The organism is Providencia sp. Marseille-Q8014 (assembly GCF_965112055.1).
The window spans coordinates 289,463-311,685 of record NZ_CBCOPT010000001.1 but is presented as its reverse complement, the minus strand read 5'-3'; the positions used below and the strand labels follow the sequence as shown (position 1 = coordinate 311,685).

Here is a 22,223-nt window from a genome sequence, read left to right as displayed (position 1 = left end):
CTTTATCTATTTTTATCTGTTATCCCGTTATTGAAGGAAATACCGGTAACATTAAATACAGTTTGATCACAATCGCATTGACGATATCAATAAAGAATGCACCAACCATTGGAACAACTAAGAATGCAAGATGAGATGGACCAAATCTATCCGTTACTGCCTGCATGTTAGCGATTGCTGTCGGTGTTGCACCTAGACCAAAACCACAGTGACCTGCCGCCAATATCGCTGCGTCATAGTTCTTACCCATCACACGGAAGGTCACGAAAATGGCATAGCCTGCCATCACACAAGCTTGAACAGCCAAGATCACTAACATTGGGATTGCTAGAGATGCCAGTTCCCAAAGTTTCAGGCTCATCAGTGCCATCGCAAGGAATAGGGAAAGGCTCACGTTACCGACAACAGAAACCGCACGGTCGAATACACGATAAAAACCCGCAATAGATAAGCTGTTGCTTAAAATAACGCCCACAAATAGCACACAAACGAATTTAGGTAGAGCAAACGCTGTGCCCGCTAATAACTCTGCAATATAGCTACCTGCCATTAAACAGATCGCGATCATAGCAATCGTTTCGATCAGTACCATCGAAGTAATCATACGGCCTGATTGCGGTTTTTCAAAAGCAGTAGGGACATCTTTATCATCATCCCCAGTACCTGGCGTAGGAATATTGCGGATCAGGAAACGTGCAACTGGACCGCCGATTAATCCACCGAGTACCAAACCAAATGTTGCACATGCCATCGCAACTTCAGTTGCACTTTGGAAACCGTAATTTTCAGTGAAGATCTTACCCCATGCAGCTCCGGTACCGTGACCACCTGATAAGGTAATCGAACCAGCAAGCAGCCCCATAAGAGGATCAAGACCAAGTAATTCCGCTAAGGCAATACCAACCGTATTTTGTACTAGCAGTAAGCCTACAACCACAAAGATGAAAATAAAGAGTGCCTTACCACCAGCCTTCAAGCTGGCTAAGTTTGCGTTTAAACCGATTGTCGCGAAGAAGGCTAACATCATCGGTTCTTGTAATGATAAATCGAAAGATAAGCTCCAATCGAATACTTGCTTGATCACTAATAAGCTAAAAGCGACCAGCAACCCGCCTGCAACAGGCTCAGGGATAGTATATTTCTCTAGGAAAGGAACTGTTTTTACAAGTTTACGTCCGAGCAATAGCACAAGGGTAGCTGCCACAAGCGTACCGTAGACATCGAGATGATACATTTATGTACCTCGTCTGTTGTTAATATTATTTAAAACTAGTAAGACGTTAATTTCTTCCTTAAAACGCCAAAAGCAGGTAACTGAATTAGAAAAAAAATTGGCGATAAACACAAGTTAAAACATATAAAAATGTGACATTCCTTATCTAACAATGAAGAAATATTTTTCGCGCAAACGATTGCTTTTTAAATTAGTCGCTTTACAATGCTTTTTTTGTTGGCAGAGAAAGACCAAAATGACCACCGAAGTATCTCAAAAACAGGCTGTTGACGTCGCACCTAAAAGTGAACTCATTTACCGATTAGAAGACCGACCTCCTCTCCCCCAAGCATTATTTGCAGCTGGACAGCATCTTTTAGCGATGTTTGTTGCAGTGATCACCCCGGCAATGCTCATTTGCCAATCATTGGGGCTTCCAGCGCATGACACTCAGCGTATTATTAGCATGTCTCTATTTGCTTCTGGTATTGCCTCTTTAATACAGATCCGAGCATGGGGTCCTGTGGGGTCGGGGTTACTCTCAATACAAGGTACAAGCTTTAACTTTGTTGCACCTTTGATTATGGGAGGGGTTGCACTTAAACAAGGTGGTGCTGATATTCCTTCGATGATGGCAGCACTTTTTGGCACACTACTGGTTGCAGCGCTCACTGAGGTGGTACTCTCTCGCTTCCTACATTTAGCACGACGGGTAATTACTCCTCTCGTTTCGGGTGTTGTTGTCATGATAATTGGTTTATCACTCATTCAAGTCGGATTAACGTCTATTGGTGGTGGTCATACCGCAATTTCTGATAATACTTTCGGTTCCCCTGATTATTTATTGCTAGCGGGTATTGTGTTGGCTGTTATCATTTTACTTAACCGCCAAAAAAATCCTTACTTGCGTGTTGCCTCTTTAGTTATCGCCATGGCAATTGGTTATATTGCTGCTTGGTGGTTAGATATGTTACCCACAGCTCAAGAGACAAACGCGGAACAATCCATGATAACGATACCTGAGCCGTTTTATTATGGGTTGTCGTTTGATTGGAATCTGTTAATTCCGCTGATGCTAATATTTATGGTGACCTCTTTAGAGACGATTGGTGATATTACGGCAACATCCGATGTTTCAGAACAACCGGTACGTGGTCCAATCTATATGAAGCGAATTAAGGGTGGCGTCTTAGCGAATGGTTTGAACTCGATGGTATCTGCCGTCTTCAATACTTTCCCTAACTCCTGTTTTGGTCAAAATAATGGGGTGATACAGCTTACTGGCGTCGCCAGCCGTTATGTCGGCTATATCGTAGCGTTAATGCTTGTTTTATTAGGGTTATTCCCAGCTGTTGCCGGTTTTGTACAACAGATCCCTGAGCCTGTACTTGGCGGAGCAACAATTGTGATGTTCGGAACCATCGCGGCATCTGGCGTACGTATTGTCTCCCGTGAACCACTTAATCGTCGAGCGATCATGATTATTGCATTATCCCTTGCCGTCGGAATGGGGGTTTCGCAGCAGCCGTTGATTTTACAGTTTGCGCCGGACTGGCTGAAAACTTTATTTTCATCCGGTATCGCGGCAGGCGGTTTAACTGCAATTATTCTGAATTTAATTTTCCCTCACGAAAAGTAACCTATCATTTACCGCCAGAGTTGAATACACTGGCGGTTATTCTGTATTCTATCTTAGTCATTTACCCGGCAGCGCTTTCATCCAAACAATCCAATATATGGAGAGGCAGATAAACCATGAGGTGGTTAACTAAGCTCATCACGACCCTTTTACTACTGTTGTTATTAGTGGTTATATTTACTTACGCTGGGCTGCAAACACGCTGGGGTGCATCCTATGCCAGTCAGTTGTTAAGTAAATTCACTGATTATGATATTAAAGTGGGTATCATGGGGCATGAGTTTGCCAATGCTGGAGAATTTATCTTTCAAGACGTCAACATTGTGTCACGTCATAAAGATATGACTTTGGATGCTAAGCAAATGATTGTTGATATAAACTGGCGTAATTTATTGAGTGGCACCGCCATTCGTCGATTAGTCATCACCGAAGGGAATTTAGATATCTCATCTGTAGAGACTGCCACGCCAATACCTTTAAATGCCAATATCCTGCAATTTGAAAATAGCCGTATTCAACTAAATCAAGCAAATAATAAGTTCAACGTATTTGGCTTTACGGGTGGCATTACACCATGGCACCCCACGACTAACCATCCTTTCGGCTACGGAGACTTTCGATTTACCACAAAAGAATTGAATATTAATGAGTTACCATTAAAAACGGTTGCAGTCACCGGTAAGCTCGAAAAAAATCTTACTGAATTTACTCAAGCCAGTGGCTACCTCAATAATGGTTATATTAAAGGCTCAGGAAAGGTGTTAACGGACAGCACCATCACAGTTGATTCTTTAGTCATGGACAAAGTTGGTTGGCAAAATAATATTCCCTTTGCTTCATTAAATCAGGCTCTCAATAGTCACCGTACAGTGTCCTTGAAAAATGTCGCTCTCACTAATGTGGATATCCAAGGAAAAGATTGGGCAATTTCAGGGCTCAATACTGAAATCGACCACCTTGACTGGGTCAGAAGTAGTTGGAGTAGCCCAGAAAGTCATATTAATTTCAGCATTAATCAACTCGTTATTAATGATCAACAACTTGATACGCTGATTGGCAATCTCAACCTTCAAGGCGATAACCTCAATATCGAGAAACTTTCAGGTTATTATTACAAAGGGGTATTTAGCCTTAATGGTGTATGGCAACGTAATAATAAAACGCTGACACTCAATGACGGCAAATTAGCCGGTATTTTATATACCTTGCCTGAAAATTGGCTACACTTCTTCAGCCAACCCTCACCTGATTGGTTATCCGGCTTAACGATCAAACAATTTACCTTATCGCAGTCTTTATTGATGAATATTGCCCCTAGTTTCCCATTCGAATTCACTGCACTGAGCGGCAAAATAGAAGACGTCAGCCTTATTAAACAAAAACAATGGGGGATTTGGAGTGGCAAGGCCACCTTTAATGCCGATAGTGGAACCATCAATCAAGTCATGATACGTCGGCCTTATATGGACTTACGCCAAAGTGGTCAAAGTTCTGCTGCGGCTTCATTCACTACAAGCACAGACAAAGGGCTGGTGAAGTTAGGGTTATTAGTCAAGCAATCCCCTAAAAAAATCCCCTTTTTACTCCGAGCCTCAGGGACTAATATTGAGCTTTCCGCTTTAAATCAATGGGGTTGGCAAGGCTTCCCATCTCAAATCGTGGGTGATTTTGATGCCTCATTGCAAGGTGACTTGTTAGCACCATCATTAGCTAGCAGCTTAAATGGTGAATTAGTGGCAATACCATTACAAGGGAAACAGATGTATCGAACCGTTGTGAAAGGCGTCGTCACCTCATCAGTTGAAAATGAGGCCTCACCGATGGAGCCTCAGCCCGCTCCTGCTACGGCTCCCGACGCTATTCCCACGAATATTTTGCCAACAAATGAGCAAATTCCCGCGCTGATTACTCAATAAATAACAAGGCAGGCCAGCGATCACGCTTGGCCTGCCTTTAAAATCAGTATATACGAAAGGCATTACAGTGACTTTACTGTTTTCTCAACAGGTAACACCATATACACACCGCTAAAAACGGCCCCCGCCTCGCCGTTAGTTCCACTCACTGTCACTTCAAGTTTTACCCTTGCTTTACTCCCTCTCGCAAGACGGTCAAGGTCACCACTCATTTGCGACATATCCGCAATAGCGGTGGGTCTACCACTCACTGGCTTGCTATAACGAATATTGGCATCCACTAATACAATATCACCACCGAGTTGATGCTCTTGCATTAATAACCAAATCAATCCCCAACCTGTCAGGGTGGCTAACGAAAATTGGCTTCCTGCAAAAATCGTTTCGTGAGGGTTTTGGTTGCCAGCTTCTGGCATAGTGGTAATAAACTTTTGCCCTGTATATTGTTCAATTCGAACCCCCATTTTTTCACTTAATGGGATATATTTATACCAAGCTTGTTGTAACTCTCCACACCAATCAGGGCGATGAAGGATCTGGTCAAGTGTCTCGATCGGTTTGATCATTAAATAGTGACGAACAGGTGTTTTGAGCTCACCGGCAATCAGACCTCGGCTTTCAAAGCCTATCTTACGAAAAAAGGGAACGGCTTCTTCTCGGACGCTCGACACAATACGTTTGACACTTTCTTGCCGCGCAATTGATTCTAACGCCATCAAAATGAGTTTACCCAGCCCTTTTCCTTGCATTGCTGGATTCACCGCTAAAAAACGAATCGCGCCTTCGTTATCGGCATTAATATAAAGCCGACCAATAGCTAAGATACGATTTTTATCATCAACAACCATTTGATGGTAAGCGGTAAGATCATAACCATCTTTTTCAGAACCAAATGGTTGATTAAAGGGTTTACGTAACATCTCCCAGCGGAACTGGTAATAAGCATCAAATTCCGCTTCATCTTTCGGTGCACGCAGATGGTACATAGTCTCCCCCTTAATAGTAGAATTAGACTTGCAACCAGAAAGTCACAGGACCGTCATTGGTCAGGCTGACTTGCATATCCGCGGCAAATTGCCCTGTTTCAGTGATCACACCTTGTTGGCGACTTTGCTCAACAAAATATTCATATAATTGTTCAGCCCGCGTAGGTTCAGCTCCCCCAGAAAAACTAGGTCTCATTCCTTTTTTAGTATCAGCTGCCAATGTAAATTGAGAGACAACTAATAAGCTCCCACCCGCTTGTTGAACATTCAGGTTCATTTTTCCCTGTTCATCACTAAAAATCCGATAGCCAAGTACTTTTTCACACAACCGTTTTGCTTTTTGTTCATCATCATCTTTTTCAACACCGAGCAAAACAAGTAACCCAGAATCAATTTGACCAACCACCTGCTCATCAACAACCACTGCTGCATGAGCGACTCTCTGTATTAATGCAATCATGATAACTCGACAAAAATATGGAGTAACAGTTTAGGTTACTCCATGGTGATAATTCATCAATTATTCGACTTCAGCACTGAAGTCATAAGTGCGGAAATATTCAGGTACCGTGTCTTTATTCACGACATGGACACCTTTAATACCTAATGCTTCGGCAGCCTTAATATTGTCCTCGACATCATCAAAGAAGATAGCATCAGCTGCATCAAACCCTTCAGATTCAAGAACATATTGGTAAATAGCTGGATCAGGTTTGCGCATCCCCAGGTCTTGAGATAAGTATAAAAAGTCTGAGGAAGCTGCAATTTCAGGATAATGTTCAGGCCAGTAATCAAGGTGTAGGCGGTTAGTGTTAGATAAAACAACCACACGATGCCCCTGTTCACGAAGGCGTTCCATGATATCAATCACTTCTGGTCTTACTGACATAAATATCGCATGCCAGCCTTCCGCGAATTCTTCAAAACTGAGTGTAATGCCAAGTTCTTCACATAACATTTCTGCAAATTCGATATCTGAGATTTTGCCACATTCATGTTGTTGGAAGATATTCCCAAAAGTAAACCGCGACTTGATTTGCTCAGACGGTATTCCACTGAGTTCTGACCATTTATCAAATACACGATTAAAGTCGATATCAATAATCACATTACCCATATCGAAGATATACAGCATACCGTTTCCTCGTTGTTATTAACTAAATTCACTTTAATCATTATTCATACAACTGAACAGCCCTAATTACAGATTATTTTTTGTTTTTTATGAATACACGTGACCATCATCTCTATCGTGACAGTAGATACGGAATAATCTCGCCAAATGTTCACCTGCTGGCGATAACGTATGATCCCGACGTCGTACAAGAGCAAAAGTCGCATAAGGAAGCTTTTCAGCGAGATCGAGCGCAATGAATTGTTGTTCAAATAGAGGGTCATCAATAGTATCGATAGACACTATCGTCAAGAAATCACTCTGCGCCACTAAACTCATACAACCGATCAAGGTTTCACACGTCACACTAAAGCTCATCGGTTTATCCATCCTAGAGAACACCTCAGACAGTTGCTTATAGTAAGTGCCTTTCGGTGTTGGCATCGTCCAATCACAGTGGGTGAGCTGCTCTAATGAGGTGGCATGCTTCATTGGGTGATCTTTACGCATGATCACCTTGTATTCCTTGCTCATTAAACGTTCAAAATTGAATTCCGCATCTAGGCTACCGGGATAATACGTATTTACAGTGAAATCGAGCTCACCTTGGCGTAACTGAGGTAACATCGTCAAGAGTTGTCCTTCCATAATCCGAATTTTGATATTTGGAAAGTCACGATGGAATTGAATAATCACTTTTGGCATCACTGAACGCGCAATACTGCCTGCAACCCCAATATTAATCGTGCCGCTGGATAAGCCTATACGCTGCTGTATCTCTTCTTGCCCGACACGTAACTCTTCAAGAATGATACTGGCACGACGCAAAAAACTTTCTCCACTTTCCGTCAGATAGATCCCTTGATTACTGCGAATAAACAATTTTGCGCCTAAAGAAGCCTCTAATTCACGAATAGACTTCGTTAATGCGGGCTGAGAAAGCTGTAAAAAACGACTAGCCGCTCTAATACTGCCATGGCGACTTACCTCGACAAACGCTCTCAACTGATTCAGTTTTATTGGCAAAGCCATATGAATTCCCTGATAACCATTAGTTATATAGGCAAAGATAATTGTATCTTTTTTACCCTATTTTGATTGTGTACAGTCAATGCATGACGATAACAAATAATTAACATCAATACTTATTAACTATTTTTATTTATTAAAATAAAGAAACACAACATATTAAATTATTTTGAAATTATTAAATAAAATTTAATTTCACCGAAATCAAATCGTACTGGGTATTTATACCGAGCCATTCTATTTTATCGTGATAACTAAAAGAGATAACAATTATGGAGATTTCTTTAAATAACGCCATTGAGTCCATCACACATCAACTACAACTTTGGCGCCGTGACTTCCATCAATATGCAGAATCAGGTTGGTTTGAATTTCGAACCGCAACACGAGTCGCAGATGAACTCGCTCGCCTTGGCTATCAGCTACAACTCGGAAAAGACGTTATTAAAGCGGAAGATCGTATGGGGTTGCCGACACCAGAACAGTTTGCCGAACAAGAAAAACGCGCTATTGAGCAAGGTGCGTTAACAGAATGGCTTCCCCATTTTTCTGGCGGATTTACCGGTATCGTTGCCACATTAGATACCGGTAAACCAGGACCGACACTCGCCTTTCGTGTCGACATGGATGCATTAGACCTTAATGAGGATCTCACCGCACAACACCGCCCTCATGCAGAAGGCTTTGCTTCTTGTAATTCACACATGATGCACGCCTGTGGTCATGATGGACATACCGCTATTGGCCTTGGTTTAGCTCATATATTGAAGCAGTTTCAATCACAGCTAACAGGTCGAATTAAACTGATTTTCCAACCGGCTGAGGAAGGAACTCGCGGCGCAAAATCAATGGCAACCGCGGGTGTGGTCGATGATGTGGATTTTTTTGTCGCAATACATATCGGTACAGGTGTTCCGAAAGGGGAACTCGTGTGCGGTAGCAAAAGTTTTCTCGCTACGACTAAATTTGATGTCACATTTCATGGTAAAGCAGCCCATTCGGGAGCAAGGCCCGAAGAAGGTAAAAACGCATTAGTGGCTGCGGCTCAAGCGACACTTGGCCTATATGCTATCCCTCGTCACAGTGAAGGTAGCTCTCGTATTAATGTTGGCGTACTGAATGCAGGTATCGGACGTAATGTGATTGCCGATCACGCCTTAATGAAAGTCGAGACACGCGGCGAAACGAATGAAATCAACGAATTTATGTATCAAAAAGCACTTAATGTCATCGAAGGTGCAGCAAAAATGCAGGATGTTGATTTCAAAATCAACTTAATGGGAGCGGCACAAAGTAGTCACCCTAGCCCTGAATGGGTCGATTTTATTATGGGTCTTGCACAGAACAAAATCCCTGAGCTGACCTCCGTCATCAAAGATAAACCTCAAGCTGCGGGTTCAGAAGATGCGACCTATTTTATGGAGCGTACAAAAGCACAAGGTGGACAAGCAACCTATATGATTTTCGGTACTGAATTAAGCGCGGGTCACCACAACGAGCGCTTTGATTTTGATGAAGATGTCATGCCTGTTGCCGTCAAAACCTTAGCGACCATCGCGCTTTCGCTACCTGAATTTGGAGGCAAAACTCATGAGTAAGACATTCACATCCTTTATTAATAATTATATTGAGCAAAATCGTACTCGTTTTACCCAGTTAAGTGATGCGATTTGGGACCACCCTGAAACGCGGTTTGAAGAGACCTTTTCTGCTAATCTTCTTGCCGATGCGCTGGAGCAAGAGGGCTTTCAGGTTGAAAGAGGGGTTGGTGATATAGAAACCGCGTTCATCGCCAGTTTTGGCTCAGGTACCCCTGTTATTGCTTTACTCGGTGAATACGATGCACTTGCAGGTTTAAGTCAGCATTCGGCTTGTAGTCAACCTAATCCTGTTATTGAAAATGGTAACGGCCACGGTTGTGGGCATAATTTACTTGGCACTGCCGCATTATCCTCAGCCTTTGCTGTAAAAGCGTGGCTCGAAGAAAACCAGTTGTCAGGCACCGTACGTTTCTATGGCTGCCCTGGAGAAGAAGGCGGTTCTGGTAAAACTTTCATGGTAAGAGAAGGCCTCTTTGATGATGTAGATGCTGCTGTCACCTGGCATCCTGAATCTTTCAGTGGCGTTTTTAATGTGCAATCACTTGCCAATATCCAGACAGCGTTCCGTTTCAAAGGTATTGCAGCACATGCGGCAAACTCACCTCATTTAGGACGTAGTGCGCTGGATGCCGTCAGTTTAATGAATGTGGGTGTTCAATTCTTACGTGAGCATGTTATTCAAGAAGCACGTATTCACTATGCAGTGACGAATACAGGGGGCGCCTCCCCAAATGTCGTTCAAGCCGATGCTGAAGTCTTGTACCTTGTACGCGCTCCTCAACTAGACCAAGCTCAAGATATATATCAACGCGTTATTGATATCGCTAAAGGTGCCGCCTTGATGACAGGTACAGAACTCGATATTCGTTTTGATAAAGCATGTTCAAATTATGTACCAAATCGTACGATTGAAAAAGCGATGTACCAACATATTACCACTTACGGCATTCCTGAATATGACTCGCAAGAACGCCAATTTGCCGAGGAGATCCATGCCACACTCACTAAAGATGATTTACGCAATGCCAAATTAAATGCAGCGCGTAGTGGTGGTGAAGAAGCGGTTCATTGGGGTGAACGTCAAGGCAATAAAGCGCTAACAGATGAGGTTTTACCTTATGTTGAATCAAAAGAGCTGATGTACGGCTCCACCGATGTGGGCGATGTCAGTTGGGTGACCCCGACCGCACAGTGTTTTAGTCCCTGCTTTGCATTCGGTACGCCTCTACATACATGGCAATTAGTTGCACAAGGCAGAACATCCATTGCGCATAAAGGCATGTTATTAGCAGGAAAAATTATGGCCGCTACTGCCGTCGAACTATTAACGACACCCAGCTTACTTGCTCAAGCAAAAAATGAATTCCAACGTCAGCGTGATGAACAACCTTATCACTGTCCAATTCCATCTGACGTGAAGCCGTCAAAATTGCAGTAACGTGACATTGGCGGGCAAATAACAATCATAACGCCCGCCATCACAATTATAAAAATAACAATAATTGCAAATACATAGGAAAACATCATGAATCAAACTGCAACTTCAATGAATAAAAGTCCAGGTGCTATTTTTCGTTGGATAGAGCGTGTCGGGAATAAAATACCTAATCCTTTTATTCTCTTCGTCTATCTTCTCGCGATCCTAATGGTTGCTACTGCAATACTGTCTTGGTTCGATTTATCCGTCAAAAATCCCGCTAACGGTGAACTGGTTTCGGTTAAGAATTTATTGAGCGTTGAAGGCATTCAATGGATATTGCCTAATATCGTCAAAAACTTTAGTAGCTTCGCGCCTCTTGGGGCAATTCTCGCATTAGTTATCGGGGCGGGTCTCGCTGAGAAAGTAGGTTTATTGCAAGCCTTAATGTACAAAATGGCGTCAGGAATTAATAAACGCTATGCCAGTTACATGGTGCTCTTTATCGCGTTTTTTAGCCATATTTCATCAGATGCGGCTCTTGTCGTTATGCCCCCATTAGGCGCATTAATTTTTATTGCGGTAGGGCGTCACCCAGTTGCAGGCTTACTCGCCGCTATTGCCGGCGTAGGTTCGGGATTCACCGCTAACTTACTCATTGTCACCACCGACGTTTTACTTTCAGGCATTAGTACTGAGGCGGCAATGATCATTGACCCTAACTTACATGTTAGTGTGATTGATAACTGGTATTTTATGGCGACTTCCGTGATTGTCTTAACGATTGCTGGCGCATTACTCACGGACAAATTTATTGAGCCTAGGCTACCAAAATGGGAAGGAACCTCTAATGACCGCTTAGAAAAACTGACACCATTACAAAACCGTGGGTTATTAATGAGCGGACTTTCAGCACTCATCTTTATCGCTATTGTTGCGTTAATGGTTGTGCCGGAAGGCGCCCCGCTTCGTGACCCTCAAACTGGCTCAGTTATTCCATCTCCTTTCATTAAAGGCATTGTTCCTGTCATTATTATTTTCTTCTTTGTGGTATCTATTACTTATGGTATTTCGACAAAGCAGATTAAAAAACCAAACGATATCCCTGATTTATTAGTTGACCCAATGAAAAGCATGGCAGGCTTTATTGTTATGGTTTTCCCACTTTCCCAGTTTGTTGCTTTTTTCAATTGGAGCAATATGGGGAAATTTATGGCAATAGGTTTAACTGACTTACTTGAAAATTTAGGGATGACAGGTGTTCCTGCGTTTATTGGCTTGATGTTTTTATCCGCATTTTTATGTATGTTTATTGCGAGTGGCTCGGCGATTTGGTCTATCCTAGCGCCTATCTTTGTGCCCATGTTTGTTTTATTAGGCTTCCACCCAGCTTTTGCCCAAATAGTTTTCCGCATTGCAGATTCTGCCGTATTACCGCTAGCGCCTATGTCCCCTTTCTTGCCACTATTTTTAGGGTTCTTGCAGCGATATTACAAAAATGCCCAACTCGGCACCTATTACACCTTAATTTTGCCTTACCCATTAGTCTTCTTTGGCGTTTGGATATTGCTACTCGTAGGTTGGTACTATGCCGGCTTACCAATAGGCCCAGGGGTTTATCCTCTACTCCATCCTTAACGCATCTGCCTATACGGATAAAAAAGGCGCCTTTTGGGCGCCTTCTTCATGATAGCTATCTCGCTAACGATAATTAGTCATCTTTTGAACGATTTGCACGGCGGCGATCGTTTTCAGTCAAGTGACGCTTACGTAGGCGAATAGACTGTGGAGTGACCTCAACTAACTCGTCATCATCAATAAACTCAAGCGCTTGTTCCAGAGTCATTTTGATTGGTGGCGACAGCGTTGTGGCTTCGTCAGTACCCGATGCACGCATGTTAGTCAATTTCTTACCTGTTAAGCAGTTAACAGTCAGGTCATTTGAACGTGAGTGAATACCAATGATTTGGCCTTCATACACTTCTGCACCGTGACCTAAGAACAGCTTACCGCGGTCTTGCAGGCTGTACAGTGCATAAGCAACCGCTTTACCTTGACCGTTTGAAATCAATACGCCATTTTGGCGGCCGCCGATTTCACCCGGACGAACATCATCATAGTGGCTGAATGTTGAATACAGTAAGCCAGTACCTGATGTCATCGTCATGAACTCAGTACGGAAGCCAATCAGGCCACGGCTAGGAATGATGTAGTCAAGACGTACACGACCTTTACCATCTGGCATCATATCGCGTAGGTCACCTTTACGTTCACCCAACGCCTTCATGACATCACCTTGGTGTTGTTCTTCAACATCTAAGGTCACTTGTTCAAATGGCTCTTGTTTACGACCATCAACTTCACGGAAGATAACTTTTGGACGAGAAACCGCCAATTCGAAACCTTCACGACGCATATTTTCGATCAGAACAGATAAGTGCAACTCACCACGACCAGAAACACGGAATGCGTCTGGATCTTGGGTTTCTTCAACACGCAACGCCACGTTATGAACGAGTTCTTTATTCAAGCGGTCAAGAATCTGACGAGATGTCACAAACTTACCTTCACGACCACAGAATGGTGAGGTGTTAACACAATAGAACATGCTAACTGTTGGCTCATCTACCGCTAATGCAGGCAGCGCTTCCACATTCCCCACGTTACAAATCGTGTCGGAGATATTAAGTTCACCTAACCCCGTCAGCGCAACGATGTCACCAGCTTCAGCTTGTTGAGAGTCAATACGCTCTAAACCTAAGTGAGTCAGTACCTTACCAATTTTACCATTGCGAGTGTTACCTTCGCTGTCGATCACCGTCACTTGCTGGTTTGGTTTCACTGTACCACGCTTGATACGACCAATACCAATAACACCTAAGTAGCTGTTGTAATCTAGCTGTGATACTTGCATCTGGAAAGGGCCTTCCAGATCAACTTTTGGTGGCTCAACGTATTTTACGATAGCTTCGTAAAGTGGGGTCATGTCTTCAGCCATATCAGTATGGTCAAGACCCGCAATACCGTTTATTGCAGATGCATAAACAATAGGGAAATCAAGCTGTTCATCCGTTGCACCTAAGTTAACGAATAAATCAAATACTTGGTCAACTACCCAATCAGGACGTGAGCCTGGGCGGTCAACTTTATTGATAACAACAATGGGTTTTAAGCCATTATCAAACGCTTTTTGGGTAACGAAACGCGTTTGAGGCATAGGACCATCAGTCGCATCAACCACCAGCAGAACGCTGTCAACCATTGACATAACACGTTCAACTTCACCACCGAAGTCGGCGTGGCCTGGGGTATCTACGATGTTAATGCGATAGTCATTCCATTTGATCGCGGTGTTTTTAGCAAGGATGGTGATACCGCGCTCTTTCTCCAAGTCATTGGAGTCCATAACACGCTCATCTACAGTTTCACGTTCACCGAACGTGCCTGATTGCTGTAGTAATTTACCAACCAGTGTTGTCTTGCCATGGTCAACGTGAGCGATGATGGCGATATTTCTTAAGTTTTGAATTGACAAGGATTTTTACCGTTTAATTGACAGGAAAGGAATATGCTTTATTGCGCCTAAATCGATATAGGAAGCATACTTTCTACGTTAATTTGCTGTTATTTTACACGTTTTTCCGCACAAGTGGAATAAATGTGAAACCCATCACTGTATAAAAAGTTTTTAACTAAAAAACATTCAGTTGCGTAACAATCGCGGAATATATCAGAAAATAACCCGTATCAGTACTGAAAAACCACAAAGTAGCAGAATAATACACTTTGTACCATTAATTATCCGCCTAAAAAAAGAATAAAAAATAGATTTTTTTGCACAATATCTAGTTTTCGACCCTTTTAATGTGATTTAGATATATCTAAATTGACCAATTAGATATATCTATTTATATTTAACTCAAGCTAATTCGATATATCTAATTAAGGAGGATTATATGCGAATTCATACCTGCCGTCATGTTTATCATTCACGCCATGAAGACGGCCATGGACATCAATGTTGCCACGGCGAAGATCATGGTCATGGTGAAGGTCGTCATTGTCATGGTAAGGGCCGTAGACATGGCGAAGGTCGTCATAAAGGTCGTGGACGTGGATTACGTCGTTTATTCGACCATGGTGATTTGCACATTATGGTGCTGTCATTAGTTGCCAAAAAACCAAGCTATGGCTATGAAATCATTAAAGATATTCAAGAAGCGTCCAGTGGTTTATATGTACCAAGCCCTGGGGTCGTTTACCCAACGCTAACATTACTTGAAGAGCAAGGTTTTCTTGAATCAGAAATAATTGAACGTAATCGTAAAAGCTTCAAAATTACCGCGGAAGGTGCCGAACATTTAAAAGCGAATCAAGAGATTGAGGCCACTATTTTCCGTAAATTAGCCAAAGCTCGCGACATGCAGCACGGCGGTAATTTATCCGAAGAAATCGAAATGGCGGTTCACCGTTTCAAAGCATTATTGCGCCATAAAATGGTGCTAAAGCAACTAAATGAAACCCAAACACGCCAAATCGCACAGATCATTAATGATGCAGTACAGCAAATTGAGCAAGTAAACACATTACTGACTGACAATGTCGATGAATAATGTTGTTATTTAGCCATTTTTATAAAATGAACAGCCTTGGGCTTAGACGTCAAGCACAAGGCTAAATAGCCAATCAATCGACTTTATTACGTCAATTTAAATCCCATCCTAGTCAAATTGCACTACATCTGTGCAATCAAAAAGTAAATTGCACCATATTAGTGCAATTACTGCTGTTTATTTCCTTATCCGTTTGTCATAACGTTGTAATATGCCGTATTTAGGCTATTTTAAAAGTTGGCACGTTTTTCGCTTATATTTTTATGTAAGAAGTGACACCTTGATTAACTGACGCTGAAAAGCCAGAAATAATGGCAAAAAATAATCCAACTGCCTGTGATTATTTTGCAAAACCGACCTGACCAGGAGAGCCGACGATGTCCTCAGAACACGTTTTATCGCTGATAGAAGAGCACAAAATAAAATTTATCGATTTGCGTTTTACTGATACCAAAGGTAAAGAGCAGCACATCACCATCCCTGCTCATCAAGTCAACGAAGACTTCTTTGAAGAAGGCAAAATGTTTGACGGTTCATCGATTGGTGGCTGGAAAGGCATTAACGAATCTGACATGGTGCTCATGCCAGATCCATCAACTGCAATGCTTGACCCATTTTTTGCGGATCCAACATTGATCATTCGTTGCGATATCCTTGAGCCAGGTACCATGCAAGGTTACGACCGTGACCCTCGTTCTATCTCTCAACGCGCGGAAGATTTTTTACGTTCTAGTGGGATCGCGGATACCGTGTTATTTGGGCCAGAACCTGAATTCTTCATCTTTGATGACATCCGTTTTGGTAATAGCATGCACAGCAGCTACTATCATATCGATGATATTGAAGCGGCATGGAATACCGGCACTAAATATGAAGGTGGTAACAAAGGTCATCGTCCAGGCGTAAAAGGCGGCTATTTCCCTGTTCCGCCTGTCGATTCTTCACAGGACTTGCGTTCTGCAATGTGCACCACAATGGAAGAAATGGGCTTAGTGGTTGAAGCGCATCACCATGAAGTCGCTACTGCTGGACAAAACGAAGTGGCATGTCGCTTTAATACAATGACGAAAAAAGCGGATGAAACTCAGATTTATAAATATGTCGTGCATAACGTCGCACATGCTTATGGTAAAACAGCGACCTTTATGCCAAAACCTTTAGTTGGCGATAACGGTTCAGGTATGCACTGTCATATGTCACTGTCAAAAGATGGTATCAACCTATTTGCAGGCGATAAGTACGGCGGGTTATCTGAAATGGCGCTTTACTACATTGGCGGTATTATCAAACACGCTCGTGCGTTGAATGCCTTCACTAACCCAACAACCAACTCCTATAAACGTTTGGTTCCTGGGTTTGAAGCACCCGTTATGTTGGCTTACTCAGCACGTAACCGCTCAGCATCTATCCGTATTCCTGTTGTTGCTAGCACCAAAGCGCGCCGTATTGAAGTTCGTTTCCCAGACCCTGCTGCTAACCCTTATTTGGCGTTTGCTGCCCAGCTAATGGCGGGTCTTGATGGCATCATCAACAAGATCCACCCAGGTGATGCAATGGATAAAAACTTGTATGACTTGCCACCAGAAGAAGCGAAAGAGATCCCAACGGTTGCGGGTTCATTAGAAGAAGCGCTGAATGAATTAGATAAAAATCGCGAATTCTTAACGCGTGGTGGTGTCTTCACTAATGACGCTATCGACGCCTACATTGAATTACTGCGTAACGATATTCAACGTGTCCGCATGACGCCGCATCCACTAGAATTTGAAATGTACTACAGTGTGTAACACGCCGTTCCACTGCTAGTCTTTGTTGCCGTGAAACATTTGCCCCATCTTTGATGGGGCCTTTTCTCTGACTTTTTAGTAATAGATAAATTAACGGCATTGTTATTCAAGTTGCAGCTTTGTTGGGTAAATCAAGTATAATGCACCAAAATAGTGCAGGAGCAGAATTACATGAAAGCCGAACATTTGCCAGCACCAGAACACATCCTCAACTCACTGTTAAACAGCGTCTTAATTGTCGATTATGACCTTGTGATTCATTATGCTAATCACGCGGCTTTGCAAATACTTGCGCAAAGTCAACGCAAGATATATGGCACACCATTACCTGTTCTTTGTAGTTATTGCTCTTTAAATGACGAGTTAATGTTAAACAGTTTAAAAGAAGGCCACAGTTTTACCGATAACGAGGTCACGCTGGTGTTTAATAATCACTCCCATGTGATGGCGTTAAGCGCACAGCCTTTTTCTAGCCAATTTATTTTATTAGAGCTTTATCAATTAGACAGTCAACGTCGGCTAAGCCAAGAACAAGTACAAAATGCCCAACAATTAGCAGCAAGAGAGCTCATCAGAGGGCTTGCTCACGAGATCAAAAACCCCTTAGGCGGCCTAAGAGGAGCGGCTCAGTTGCTCTCTAAAGCCTTGCCGGATCCACAATTAAACGAATATACACAAGTCATTATTGAGCAAGCAGATCGGCTAAGAGCCTTGGTTGACCGGTTACTAGGCCCACAATACCCCGGTCCTAAAACACAACAAAGCATTCATCATAGCGCTGAAAATATCGTCCGATTGGTGTCGTTAGAAAAACCAGACAACATCACATTAGTCCGCGATTATGATCCAAGCTTGCCTGACCTTGAATACTATCCTGACCAAATTGAGCAGGTTCTGCTAAATATTATTCGTAATGCGTTACAAGCGCTTTCTGAGACAGGTGGTACGATTACATTACGAACTCGCACCGCATTTCAAGTGATGTTGCAAGGTGAACGTTATCGCTTAGCGGCACGTATCGATATCGAAGATAATGGCCCAGGCATTCCATTAGCTATACAAGACACCTTATTTTACCCCATGGTAAGTGGTCGCTTAGGTGGCACGGGATTAGGTCTATCCATCGTTCATAGTTTAGTTGACCAACATGCAGGAAAAATTGAATTTACCAGTTGGCCCGGTCATACCGAGTTTTCTATTTATCTACCAATTAAAAAATAGGAGATAACAATGCAACAGGGAAAAATCTGGGTTGTTGATGATGACAGTTCTATTCGTTGGGTACTTGAGCGTGCATTAAATAGTGCCTCTTTTCATTGCACCTGTTTTGATAGCGCAGATAGCGTCCTCGCGGCGCTAACACATGACCAACCTGATGTTTTGTTATCGGATATTCGTATGCCTGGTGTGGATGGTTTAGCCCTTCTCACTCAGCTAAAACAGTCACACCCATTATTACCCATTATTATTATGACAGCGCACTCTGACCTTGATGCCGCGGTGAATGCATACCAATCGGGCGCTTTTGATTATCTACCTAAGCCTTTTGACATTGATGAAACCGTTGCGTTGGTTGAACGCGCCTTAAATCATAGTCGTGAACAAAATCATGTCGAACGTGACCCCAAACAAAAAATGGAAAGCGTCTCTTCAACCATGATAGGTGAGGCTCCTGCTATGCAAGAGGTCTACCGTATTATCGGTCGTCTCTCTCGCTCATCAATTAGTGTGCTAATTAATGGTGAATCAGGAACAGGTAAAGAATTAGTGGCTCATGCGCTACACCAACATAGCCCTAGAGCCAACGGGCCTTTTATTGCACTAAATATGGCGGCCATCCCTAAAGACCTGATTGAATCTGAACTTTTTGGTCACGAAAAGGGGGCATTCACCGGTGCCACACAAGTTAGGCAAGGTCGTTTCGAACAAGCAAATGGCGGTTCTCTATTCTTGGATGAGATTGGTGATATGCCACTCGATATCCAAACGCGGCTACTGAGGGTACTTGCGGAGGGGCAATTTTATCGTATAGGTGGCTATACTCCTGTAAAAGTGGATGTCCGTATTATTGCTGCGACTCACCAAGATCTTGAGAAAAGGGTTAAAGAAGGGTTGTTCCGTGATGATTTATTCCATCGCTTAAATGTCATTCGTGTGCAACTCCCACCATTACGAGAAAGAATCGAGGACATTCCCCGCCTTGCATACTATTTCTTGCAAAATACCGCCAAAGAGCTTGGGGTTGATAGCAAATTGCTGCATCCAGAGAGTGAACGTCTTTTACAACACTATCATTGGCCCGGTAATGTCAGGCAATTGGAAAACGTGTGTCGCTGGCTCACCGTGATGGCGGCAAGCCAAGAAATTTTGCCACAAGACTTACCTGAAGATTTACTCGGTCACCAGCAGCAAAATGATGCATCCACTGAATCCACGACACGCCATTATGTCGCAAGCAATAATACAGCATGGTTTGAATTACTTGAGCAATGGACTCAAGACGCTCTCGCGGAAGGGAAAGAAAATTTGCTTGCACAAACAGTACCGTTAATGGAATACACCATGCTGAGCTGTGCACTTAAGCATACTCATGGACATAAACAAGAGGCTGCTCGTTTACTTGGATGGGGTCGCAATACATTAACTCGAAAATTAAAAGAGCTAGGCATCGAGTAACCCTTTATCACGATTTAACTTCAGTCAGTAACCAATTTTGAAAAATCACCATTGCTGGGGTTATTGGGCGAGATTTTAAACGGCTCAGCCAATATCCCCCGAGTGTTACACTGATATCAAATGGTTGAACTAAGGTTCCCGCACTTAATTCATGCTCAAACATGCAACTTGGTGCAAGGGCTACGCTGTCGGTCAGCAATGCTGCTTCAACCATTAAGCGCGAGGAATCAAATATGGGTCCTTTGACACGCCACGGCTCAAGTCCCGCTACAATCTGCCATTTTTCCCATTCATCTTTACGATAAGAACGCATTAGACGGTGCTCTTTTAGGTCCAAAGGATGGGTCAATTTATGGGCTATTTTTTCAGAACAAAGCACAGTATGGGCGGCCGGAAATAACGGCGTATTTTCAGCTAATGGCCATAACCCCTCACCGAAACGAATAGCGAAATCAACCCCTTCTGCGGCTAAATTGACCACGTTATTATGGGTCATAATACGCAAATCAATATAAGGGTATAACTCAGTAAAAGCAGGTAAACGGGGTAACAACCAGCCTACAGCAAAAGTTCCCACGACTGACACACTCAGTACTTCGTGATAATGACCATCCTCAAACTGTTGCAATAATGACTCTATTTGGTCAAAAGAGCGACTCAAAACAGGAAGTAAAGCAAGCCCCTCATCGGTTAATGCCAGCCCTCTAGGTAAACGAACAAATAACTCTAATCCAAGTTGCTCTTCCAGTAGGCGAACCTGCTGGCTTACCGCCGCTTGCGTGACATTCAGTTCCAAACCTGCTCGCGTAAAGCTTAAATGTCTGGCAGAAGCTTCGAATGCCCTCAACGCATTTAGAGGAAGGCGATGACGATAATTTCCTGACATAAGTTTTTCTTTTGCCTCATCGAATTTTATATCGTTTTAAATCAGAGTTGGAAATAGGCATACTTTCTACCAATCACCAGTACATGCAGAATTCATCGACTCTACAACAAATTTGATGTTGAAGGATTAGCATACCTGAATTTTGTCAGTAACAACGAAAACTTTTACTTTAACGGATAACTCTATGAAAAATATTTTTCGTCAGGGACGGCTTTTTGTCGCTTTGAGTTTAGCCTTTACTTCACTTTCAGCGTCAGCGATGACACAACAAGCGGTTGATGACATTATCAAACCGCTGATGAAGCAAGAAAATATTCCCGGGATGTCTATTGCTATTTCTGTGGATGGACAGCAAAGAATTTACCACTATGGTGTACAGTCAAAGCAGACCCAACGACCTGTTTCGGATAGAACATTGTATGAAATCGGGTCATTATCAAAAACTTTCACAGCAACGCTTGCCGCTTATGCTCAAACACAAGGTAAGTTAGATTTCAGCCAACCTGTCAGCCATTACTTACCTGAGCTAACAGGCAGTGCTTTTGATAATGTTAGCGTGATGAATTTAGCAACCCATACGTCAGGTCTATCGTTATTTGTGCCAAATGGTGTCACTACTGACAAGCAACTGATCGAGTACTATCAAAAGTGGCTTCCTGAGCACAACGTTGGGCAATATCGCGCTTATTCAAACCTTGGCGTTGGGTTGCTCGGCATCGTAACAGCCAAACAACTTGATATGCCATTTTCTCAAGCGATGGAAAAATTGATGCTTCCTTCACTTGGATTAAAACATACTTATATTCATGTCCCTAAAAACCAAGAAAAATATTATGCACAAGGGTATAACAAGCAAGATCAACCCGTTCGAGTTACCCCTGAAATCCTTGATGCTGAAGCCTATGGCTTAAAATCAAATGCTAAAGATTTGATCCGTTATTTAGAGATCAATATGCAGACCATTAAAGTGGCTAAACCTTGGCAAGAGGCGGTTGAAAATACGCATACAGGCGTTTATCTCACAGATTCTTTTGTACAAGATATGATGTGGGAAAGCTATCCATGGCCAGTTTCTTTGGCGCAATTGCTTCAGGGTAATCGTGATGATATGGCACTAAAGCCGCAAAAAGTTGAGTTGATCAAACCCGCTATGGCGCCAGAAATACGTGCTTATTATAACAAAACGGGTTCAACGAATGGCTTCGCCACATACGCTGTATTTATTCCAGAAGAAAAAATTGCCATTGTGATGTTATCCAATAAATGGATACCTATCCCTCAGCGCATTACAGCGACTTATCAACTATTAGAAAAGATCGCTCGTTAAAAGACAATGGCTCCGTCAT

Annotated in this window: 17 protein-coding genes; 10 read left to right on the top strand and 7 right to left on the bottom strand. The window is 42.8% G+C overall.

Features of this window, described 5'->3' with window-relative positions:
• Nucleotides 1–19 precede the first annotated feature (19 nt).
• The gene (gene gltS / locus ACWPW6_RS01340; RefSeq protein WP_154622474.1) at nt 20–1,234 is read right to left on the bottom strand and encodes a sodium/glutamate symporter; all 1,215 of its coding nucleotides are present in this window, start codon (nt 1,232–1,234) and stop codon (nt 20–22) included.
• Nucleotides 1,235–1,469: 235 nt separating this feature from the next.
• Between gltS and ACWPW6_RS01335 the strand changes: the two genes are divergently transcribed.
• Nucleotides 1,470–2,852 (top strand): uracil-xanthine permease family protein, encoded by a 1,383-nt coding sequence (locus ACWPW6_RS01335; protein WP_163860537.1) that lies wholly within the window; start codon nt 1,470–1,472, stop codon nt 2,850–2,852.
• Nucleotides 2,853–2,968: 116 nt separating this feature from the next.
• Nucleotides 2,969–4,768, top strand: a complete 1,800-nt coding sequence (locus ACWPW6_RS01330; protein ID WP_249999677.1) for an AsmA family protein — start codon at nt 2,969–2,971, stop codon at nt 4,766–4,768.
• Nucleotides 4,769–4,830: 62 nt separating this feature from the next.
• Here ACWPW6_RS01330 and fabY read toward each other — a convergent pair whose 3' ends face one another.
• The 4 genes from fabY to ACWPW6_RS01310 all read right to left on the bottom strand — a co-directional run bounded on the left by fabY (nt 4,831) and on the right by ACWPW6_RS01310 (nt 7,900).
• Nucleotides 4,831–5,754, bottom strand: coding sequence for a fatty acid biosynthesis protein FabY (gene fabY / locus ACWPW6_RS01325; RefSeq protein ID WP_154622471.1), 924 nt, complete (start codon nt 5,752–5,754; stop codon nt 4,831–4,833).
• A 22-nt stretch (nt 5,755–5,776) separates the two neighbouring features.
• Complete coding sequence (gene dtd, locus ACWPW6_RS01320) at nt 5,777–6,214, bottom strand: D-aminoacyl-tRNA deacylase (RefSeq protein WP_154622470.1); 438 nt, start codon at nt 6,212–6,214, stop codon at nt 5,777–5,779.
• A 60-nt stretch (nt 6,215–6,274) separates the two neighbouring features.
• Nucleotides 6,275–6,889 carry a glucose-1-phosphatase gene (yihX, locus tag ACWPW6_RS01315; protein WP_154622469.1) on the bottom strand — a complete coding sequence of 205 codons (615 nt, stop codon included), beginning with the start codon at nt 6,887–6,889 and terminating at the stop codon, nt 6,275–6,277.
• A gap of 87 nt (nt 6,890–6,976) precedes the next feature.
• Entirely contained in the window at nt 6,977–7,900 is a 924-nt protein-coding gene (locus tag ACWPW6_RS01310) for a LysR family transcriptional regulator (protein WP_163860535.1), read from the bottom strand.
• A gap of 269 nt (nt 7,901–8,169) precedes the next feature.
• Here ACWPW6_RS01310 and ACWPW6_RS01305 point away from each other — a divergent pair, with 269 nt between their 5' ends.
• The 3 genes from ACWPW6_RS01305 (at nt 8,170) to abgT (ending at nt 12,553) form a co-directional block, all read left to right on the top strand.
• Nucleotides 8,170–9,495 carry a M20 family metallo-hydrolase gene (locus ACWPW6_RS01305; protein ID WP_163860534.1) on the top strand — a complete coding sequence of 442 codons (1,326 nt, stop codon included), beginning with the start codon at nt 8,170–8,172 and terminating at the stop codon, nt 9,493–9,495.
• Complete coding sequence (locus ACWPW6_RS01300) at nt 9,488–10,936, top strand: M20 family metallopeptidase (protein ID WP_163860533.1); 1,449 nt, start codon at nt 9,488–9,490, stop codon at nt 10,934–10,936. Before ACWPW6_RS01305 ends, ACWPW6_RS01300 begins: the two co-directional genes overlap by 8 nt.
• 87 nt (nt 10,937–11,023) lie before the next feature.
• A complete protein-coding gene (abgT, locus tag ACWPW6_RS01295; protein WP_154624406.1) occupies nt 11,024–12,553 on the top strand; it encodes a p-aminobenzoyl-glutamate transporter in 1,530 nt (509 codons plus the stop codon).
• 73 nt (nt 12,554–12,626) lie between these two features.
• On the opposite strand, the gene typA is transcribed toward abgT, so the two are convergent.
• Nucleotides 12,627–14,450 (bottom strand): ribosome-dependent GTPase TypA, encoded by a 1,824-nt coding sequence (gene typA / locus ACWPW6_RS01290; protein WP_163860532.1) that lies wholly within the window; start codon nt 14,448–14,450, stop codon nt 12,627–12,629.
• A gap of 421 nt (nt 14,451–14,871) precedes the next feature.
• On the opposite strand from typA, the gene ACWPW6_RS01285 reads away from it, so the two are divergent.
• The 4 genes from ACWPW6_RS01285 to glnG all read left to right on the top strand — a co-directional run bounded on the left by ACWPW6_RS01285 (nt 14,872) and on the right by glnG (nt 19,991).
• The gene (locus tag ACWPW6_RS01285; protein ID WP_231131838.1) at nt 14,872–15,528 is read left to right on the top strand and encodes a PadR family transcriptional regulator; all 657 of its coding nucleotides are present in this window, start codon (nt 14,872–14,874) and stop codon (nt 15,526–15,528) included.
• Between the two features lie 377 nt (nt 15,529–15,905).
• Nucleotides 15,906–17,315 carry a glutamate--ammonia ligase gene (gene glnA, locus ACWPW6_RS01280; protein WP_154624404.1) on the top strand — a complete coding sequence of 470 codons (1,410 nt, stop codon included), beginning with the start codon at nt 15,906–15,908 and terminating at the stop codon, nt 17,313–17,315.
• 171 nt (nt 17,316–17,486) lie between these two features.
• A complete protein-coding gene (gene glnL, locus ACWPW6_RS01275; RefSeq protein WP_154624403.1) occupies nt 17,487–18,536 on the top strand; it encodes a nitrogen regulation protein NR(II) in 1,050 nt (349 codons plus the stop codon).
• A 9-nt stretch (nt 18,537–18,545) separates the two neighbouring features.
• On the top strand, nt 18,546–19,991 hold the full coding sequence (glnG, locus tag ACWPW6_RS01270; protein ID WP_154624402.1) for a nitrogen regulation protein NR(I): 1,446 nt from the start codon (nt 18,546–18,548) through the stop codon (nt 19,989–19,991).
• A gap of 7 nt (nt 19,992–19,998) precedes the next feature.
• Here glnG and ACWPW6_RS01265 read toward each other — a convergent pair whose 3' ends face one another.
• Complete coding sequence (locus ACWPW6_RS01265; RefSeq protein ID WP_154624401.1) at nt 19,999–20,877, bottom strand: LysR family transcriptional regulator; 879 nt, start codon at nt 20,875–20,877, stop codon at nt 19,999–20,001.
• Between the two features lie 193 nt (nt 20,878–21,070).
• Here ACWPW6_RS01265 and ampC point away from each other — a divergent pair, with 193 nt between their 5' ends.
• Nucleotides 21,071–22,204 (top strand): class C beta-lactamase, encoded by a 1,134-nt coding sequence (gene ampC / locus ACWPW6_RS01260; protein ID WP_410242007.1) that lies wholly within the window; start codon nt 21,071–21,073, stop codon nt 22,202–22,204.
• Nucleotides 22,205–22,223 lie beyond the last annotated feature (19 nt).